Genomic DNA, 5,982 nt, shown 5'->3' with positions numbered 1-5,982 from the left:
GTTCTGGGCTGTTCGTTATGCGCTGGATCTGGGCCTTTTGGAGGCTGGCGTCACGGCTGATCTGGAAACTCGTGACTTAACGATCAAGGAACGTAGCGCACTCGCGGATGCCGACATCCTTATCAGCACAGGCTGCGTGGGCTACGCTACCGAGCGAACCTTTGCACGCGTGTATGAGGCGTCGGCCACGTCACGCCCGTGGGTCGTCGCCTTCGTAATGCACCGCTTCAGTTATGACGACATCGCGGCGGCCCTTCGGGCTTTCTCCTTGGAAACTCGGCCATTAGAACGGTACAGACAACGCCAGAGTCGCTTCTCCACGTCGACGGAACAGCGGGCGATCCTGAAAGCTATGGCCAAACTCGGCATGGAGGATCGCCTAGAGCGCACCACGGGCTACATCTATGCGTCCTGCAACATTTCCGCACCCCCAGGTGAAGCGCTCTGACCGGTGTCATGGACGGACACATCTCCAGGAGAATCCAGTGCCCGCTGCAGCGCAACGATCAGGTTGTCGCGCACCTTCTCCCAGAATGGTGCGATGATGACGATGGTGCTGGCCTCAAGCAGTGGATTGCCGATGACACCGGGGCAAGGGTAGCGTGACCCGGAAGTGCCATCTCAACGAGACGCACAAAGGTCCGATCAGAGGATGGTCTTTGTTGCGGTCGCTGTCGGCGACACAGTCCAATTCTGGTTCAGCGAGCAGCGTGATCGATCTGCCTCGCGTATCTGCGGCGCGACAATCAGCGTGAGAGCGCGTATTGCCTCACGTAACGATGTTCCTCGACATTCGAGCGTTGCCTGATCCATTTTGCTCCCGGCCTCCTTAGCGAGCGCCACGGCGCCTCAGTGTGGCCCTGCAATCTCCAGGATCGGCGGCTCCTTGTTCAAGGGGCCAAACAGCAACGCGTCCGCCTGTTCGCTGCGCTAGACCTTTAGCCGGCGCTGAAGCGTTCGAAGCAGTTTGTCCGGGTAATCGCAGGGATACTCGGCCTGCAGTCGTGACAGAAGTTCGCTGCCGGCTCGCCATGGTTCGGCTTCGAACCAATTTCGTAAGTCCGCAGTCGCCTTGACGAGAGGGTCAGGACGCCGCCGCCCCCTTTTGGCTTTCACAATCGGGCGATCCGTCGGCCGGATAGCTCCGTCCTTCCAGGCAGTCCGCAAACTCGCCAGGAAAAGGTCGATTGGCTGAGCTGTTCCGTCAGGGCGCATGGCCGGCGGAGTATCGATCAAGCGCAGCGAGTCGCTCCTGCACGGCGCGGATATCGCGCAATAGCAGGACAGGATCGAGCCCGGCGTAGATTTCCTGCAGACGGGAGCGGACTGCATCTGAGGTGCGAGGGGTCGGCAACCAGACGCTGATGCGGCGTAGCTGGCGGACCATATGTCTTCCGCATACGCGCGCCGTCGCGCTGCTTCGCGATCAACTTGGACGATGGCTGAAAGAAGTTCACGAACAGCAGCGCTGTAGAGCTTCGCTCGCAGCGTGGCGGCCTCCAGCCGCTCGAACCGACGATATCCGACCATCCTACGCACCACGGCGCCATTCTTCTGCTCGACAAAGGCTTGGTCATTCTTGCGGTAGGGGCGGCAGCGCGTGAAGACGATGTTGGCGGCGGCGCAATAGGCCTTCAGCGTCTCGTTCATGAAGACGGTGTCGTTGTCCGTATCCAGGCCGAGAAGCGCGAAGGGCAGTTGCTTGCGCAATTCTGTGAGCACCGTGCTCAACAGCGTCTGTTCGCGAACCAGCAGCGGCGCACATTCCGTCCAGCCGGTCGCATGTCGGTGAGCACGAGGGTTTGGATGAAGCTGCCGCGAGCCGAAGGGTCGCTATGGGCCACGAGGTCGAAGCCTGGCGCTGGATCGTCCCAATCCGCCGACGTTCTAATGCGAATGCTCCGTCGCAGGGCATGCGCTGCGGGCCGTCGTCTAGGACGTCCCAAGCCTTCTCGGATCGGTCCCAGCGTCCTATGGATCGTGGCTGCGCTCATCGCCAGCAATTTGCCCCGGATTTCAGGCGCTAGGTCAAAATGACCGTGCCGTTCCATCGCCTCGAGAAGGATGGGCAGCAACGCCTTCAGCCGCTTGCCGCAGACGCGGTCGGACGCCTCCCAGAGCAATATGAGCGCATTGCGTTCCGCTTCATCATAAATCCGCGACCGCGCTCGCCGGCGTGCAAACGGCCCCTCACCCCGTCGTAGCAGCCGCATCGCGTGCTTGCGGTGAAAGCCCGTGACGACGACGAACTCATCCAAAATTCTCGCCTTCTCCGCTCGCGTCGAAGCTCGCGTCAGGTGCAACGCGCCAAACCGTAAGCACGCTTTGAGGTATGAAATGCCGGCCATGCCGGCGCGGAAGTTGCGCAGCTTGCGATGGATCCACTTGCTTCTGACCATGTTCTCGACCCTGAGACCGGCTTTCTTGTGGAAGGCCATGTCGGAGATGCCCCACGCTTTCGCCGTGGCCAGGTTGGCGCGCGTGGCGAAGCCACGGTCGGCGGCCGCATGCCGTGGTGCCTGACCATAGAGGGCGATGTGGCGCAGAAGCATCGGCAGCAAGCGGTCGCGTCAGCTCGGTTGCCTGCTCGATCATCACATCGAGGATCATGCCGCTCCTGCCGGTGGTGAGGTTGAGCTTGTGGCCGTATTCGGTATCGCGGCTGCCTTTGAGGATGATATCGGCATGCTCTTCGAACAGGCTGATCAACTTCTCGCCGGCGGGCACCGGCTCGCCGGTCAACACCGCCGCTCGCTCTGTCTGATGTTCCGTTCGACCAGCGGCCGATAATGGCGAGCCCGGATCTGCCACAGGGCTATGGACGTGTGCTCGCGACGGCCAATCGCTCGATCGCCTGCTTCAGATAGGCTCCCAAAAGAGTTGGCGAGATCCACCATTCTGTGGGAGGTCATCTCTTCCTCGGCCGAGGTAAAAATTGCCCTGAGCCAATGAGCGATCCTTCCAGAATTTGCCGAGTACTTCGCTGTTACGCGTCAGCTCGCCCCGCACCCTCTAACCTCTCCTTGCTCGCACCCGGGAGGGTGTCCCCGATGGCGCGATCCGCGCGGAGCACATGGAGCCCTTAGGTTTTCGGATCGCAAGCGATGCGCCGGGCACCGTTACAAGATCTTCGGCCGCCGCCGCGGCAACGCTTAACCAATGTCATGGCTCGAAAAGTTCCATGTACATCAGGCCTGTTGCAAGGTTCGTTGGCGCGTCGCTTACCGCTGATGCGCGGGCGATGAGCACCGCTTACGTCGACTACGCCAGGCTTCCGCACCTTCCCGTGGTGGCCTTCCAACATTAAAATAGGCCCACGGCTTGCTCGCTGAAAGGTGACGCGTTGCGACCGTCAATTCGCCGGGAGATGCCTGTTGGCAGGGCTCAGACCAATTCGCCCGGCGATGCAGAAACGTGGCAGGATGCGTAAATATAGCCAGTCGTGCGCTCCAAGCGATCCTCCATACCGAGCTTGGTCATCGCGGTTAGGATAGCCCGCCGTTCCTTCACTGTCGAGAAGCGCCGCTGGCGCTGTCTGAAGCGGTCTTCAAGCCTGGTTTCCAGTCCGAAATCCCGAAGGGCCATTGCGATATTGTCATAGCTGAACGGATGCATTGCGAAGGCAACGACCCACGGGCGAGACGTCGCAGACGCAGCATACACGCGTGCAAATGTTCGCTCTGTGGCGTAACCCACACAGCCTGTACTGATGACGATGTCCGCACCCGCGAGATCGCAGCGTTCCTCGACCGTCAAGTCACGGGTTTCTAGATCAGCCATGATACCGGCTTCCAGCAGGCCCAGAACTCGCGCATAGCGAACAGCTCGGAACGATGGGTCGACGCCGACGAACTGGATGTCGTCTCGCAGGCCGCGATTGCGAAAGAAGGCACGATGCTCGATCTCGTGTCGGCGCGAGAGCGATCCGCTGGGTCTCAGATAGGCAGCATAGAGATCGTCGAGACTGAGATCGGTGCGGAGTAAGGCGGCGTTAATGCCATAGGAGCAACCGACGTCGATAATCTTCAACCTGGTTTTCTTTCGAACGCGTCGACAATCGGCAAATATCCTTTCGAAAACTGGCTTGGCCCGATCTGGAATCACATAGTCTAAGGACAGATGCGCGCGAAAATAAGCGTGCGGCCACTTGGAATTATAGGCTGCCGCGAAATCATGCTTCGCCCCCTGAATGTTGGCGCGCCCTGCACCTGATGGCGCCATCGTGCCCCTCACTGCCCAGTGGCCTTGGGGTCGCAACCGACTATCGGGATAGTTCTGTCTGAAAGTTGACAGACTGGCGAGTTGATTTTGGGAGATGTGGATTTTCCGATGTCTTCTATTCCACAGAATACGATCTGACGCAGATCTGACATGCTGCTTTCCCTTCCTTCATTCCTTTGATCGCGATGTGATCCCGACAGGTAGCCCCTCCGCGAGCGAGGGGGCTGCAAAAGTCGTGCCAACCGCGCAGGAACAGCATGGGAGTTTTCGTCAATGTTATCAATGGCGGTCGCAGGCCCCAAGCCGAATTCATTTACGTCGCATACTCGACAACCGGCCCCTACTGTCGACGCGCGACACGTTTCCAGGAATTGAGTATGTCAAACTCTCTAGCTCGGCGGTCATGTATGGTTTTTCCGGCAGCTTTGAGCGCAAGTTGCAGTGGAGTACACCCCCCGTCGGCGGCTTCGAGCCAGCCGATGTCCTGCTTCGAGCGGATGGCTGCGCGGAGGATTCCGCAGACGGTGTTCGGCGTCGCAGGAGATGATCGCCTCGAGATTGCTCGGGCTGCCGTCGATGACGATGCGATCCGGTCTGCCGTGGCGCTCATGGGCGGTTCCCGGAAGAAGCGCTTGGCTGCCGGCAGGTCGCGCTGTTCGCTGAAGAAGTACTCGAACGTGTGCCGAGCCGTCGACTGTACGATTGAGACACATCCATTGGCCGCGTATTTTGATGGACGTCTCGTCCATATGCCACTTGAGGCTACCCGTCCGATCTGACGGACGAGGAGTGGGAACAGATCGCTCCGCTGCTGCCCAAGCCTGGGCGTCGCGGCCGTCCGCGCGAGGTTGATTTCCGTGAGGTGATCAACGCGGCGCGCTACCTTGTGCGCTCGGGTTGCGGCTGGCGGATGCTGCCGATCCATTTCGGCGCCTCGCAGACGGTCTACGGCTGGTTTCGCGAGTTGGCGCGGCGCTTTCTGGCGCGAGGCAAGTCCCACGGCGGGCGTGATCGACAGCCAGTCAGTCAGTGTCGGCCGCAAGCGCCACATCGCCGTCGATACCGATGGGCGGCTGTTGATGGTCAACCTCACCCCAGCCGACATCTCCGACAGTGCCGGGGCTCAGGCGGTTCTGGACGGCATCCGCAAGCGCTGGCCCCGGGTGAAACACCTGTTCGCCGACGGCGCCTACGATCGGCTGAAGCTCATGGATAAGGCCGCCGACCTCGATTTCGTGGTCGAGATCATCCGCCGATCCGACGACCAGAAGGGCTTCGAAGTCTTGCCCCGCCGCTGGGTCGTCGAGCGAACCTTCGGCTGGATGACAAGATGGCGCCGCCTGGTGCGCACTACGAGAAGCGCATCGACGTCTCTCACGCCATGATCCTCGTCGCTACGGGCGGCAATCTTGTCCGCAGAAACGCCCATCCCTGATTTTCTAAACAGACTCTAACCTTCAAGCGTCTGTCATAGCATCCGTTATAACCCGCTATAGTGGTTGCCGTTCAACCCCCCAGCTCTGCTGGGGGTTATTGGCTGTTTCGATAATAGCAAACGGGTTTGCACATGGTTGCGGGCCCGTGAAACGGACGGGATCGCCTGGTGATTGACGCCAGGCATAATCGGTCAACAGGTGGAAGTCCGCGAGCAGCCAGCGCTCGAAATGCTCCAGCCTCTGCCCACTGTCGCCGGGTAGGATCGGACGGGCAGCGGATGCAACCCTGAGCTTCTCCAGAAGTGCTGAAAAGTCCGCTAAGCTG

Annotated in this window: 1 protein-coding gene and 6 pseudogenes; 2 read left to right on the top strand and 5 right to left on the bottom strand. The window is 60.3% G+C overall.

Going from position 1 to position 5,982, the window contains the following annotated elements:
• Positions 1 to 448, top strand: a pseudogene (locus EOA38_RS25410) (hypothetical protein); the annotation flags it as partial.
• A 482-nt stretch (positions 449 to 930) separates the two neighbouring features.
• Here the strand turns inward: EOA38_RS25410 and EOA38_RS25405 are convergent.
• The 4 genes and pseudogenes from EOA38_RS25405 to EOA38_RS25390 form a co-directional block, all read right to left on the bottom strand.
• Positions 931 to 2,303: pseudogene (locus EOA38_RS25405) on the bottom strand (ISNCY family transposase).
• Positions 2,297 to 2,869: pseudogene (locus EOA38_RS40525) on the bottom strand (ISNCY family transposase); the annotation flags it as partial. The pseudogenes EOA38_RS25405 and EOA38_RS40525, both read right to left, overlap by 7 nt.
• A 515-nt stretch (positions 2,870 to 3,384) precedes the next feature.
• A complete protein-coding gene (locus EOA38_RS25395) occupies positions 3,385 to 4,221 on the bottom strand; it encodes a hypothetical protein (protein WP_127300527.1) in 837 nt (278 codons plus the stop codon).
• Positions 4,222 to 4,733: 512 nt separating this feature from the next.
• Positions 4,734 to 4,985 (bottom strand): annotated as a pseudogene (locus tag EOA38_RS25390) (DDE-type integrase/transposase/recombinase); the annotation flags it as partial.
• A gap of 11 nt (positions 4,986 to 4,996) precedes the next feature.
• Between EOA38_RS25390 and EOA38_RS25385 the strand changes: the two are divergent.
• A pseudogene (locus EOA38_RS25385) lies at positions 4,997 to 5,656 on the top strand (IS5 family transposase).
• Between the two features lie 55 nt (positions 5,657 to 5,711).
• Here EOA38_RS25385 and EOA38_RS39790 read toward each other — a convergent pair.
• Positions 5,712 to 5,982, bottom strand: a pseudogene (locus tag EOA38_RS39790) (hypothetical protein); the annotation flags it as partial.

It is taken from the genome of Mesorhizobium sp. M1E.F.Ca.ET.041.01.1.1 (assembly GCF_003997355.1).
GTDB lineage: Bacteria > Pseudomonadota > Alphaproteobacteria > Rhizobiales > Rhizobiaceae > Mesorhizobium.
This window is presented reverse-complemented; position numbering and strand designations above follow the sequence as displayed.